Genomic DNA, 283 nt, shown 5'->3' with positions numbered 1-283 from the left:
GACAAACTCAGGACCCATCTGGACCTTGGCCTTGATCCACTCGGGCTTGCGTTCAACCGGGACCGCCGCGTTACGCGCCTCAACGCGCAGCAACTTACGGCCTTCAGGTGCGAGTGTCATGACGTTCCTTCTTGTTTGTTGTCAGCGGTCTTTGTGCGGGTGCTCGTGTTGATCAGCATTCGACGACGTTGACGGCGAGGCCGCCCATCGCGGTTTCCTTGTACTTATGGGACATGTCCTTGCCCGTCTCCCGCATGGTCACGATCACCTCGTCCAGGGAAAC

1 protein-coding gene and 1 pseudogene are annotated in these 283 nt (G+C 58.7%); both read right to left on the bottom strand.

All coding sequences use genetic code 11. The features are described from left to right. Positions 1-120, bottom strand: a pseudogene (locus tag LN996_RS23590) (lipoyl synthase); the annotation flags it as partial. A gap of 52 nt (positions 121-172) precedes the next feature. Then, positions 173-283: L-serine ammonia-lyase, iron-sulfur-dependent, subunit alpha (locus tag LN996_RS23585; RefSeq protein ID WP_231343509.1), on the bottom strand; the 111-nt coding region annotated here is incomplete at its 5' end.

Origin of the sequence: Arthrobacter sp. AK01 (genome assembly GCF_021109375.1) — a bacterium.
Lineage (GTDB): Bacteria > Actinomycetota > Actinomycetes > Actinomycetales > Micrococcaceae > Arthrobacter.
The sequence above is the reverse complement of the archived record's forward strand: the minus strand, read 5'-3'. Positions and strand labels throughout refer to the sequence as shown.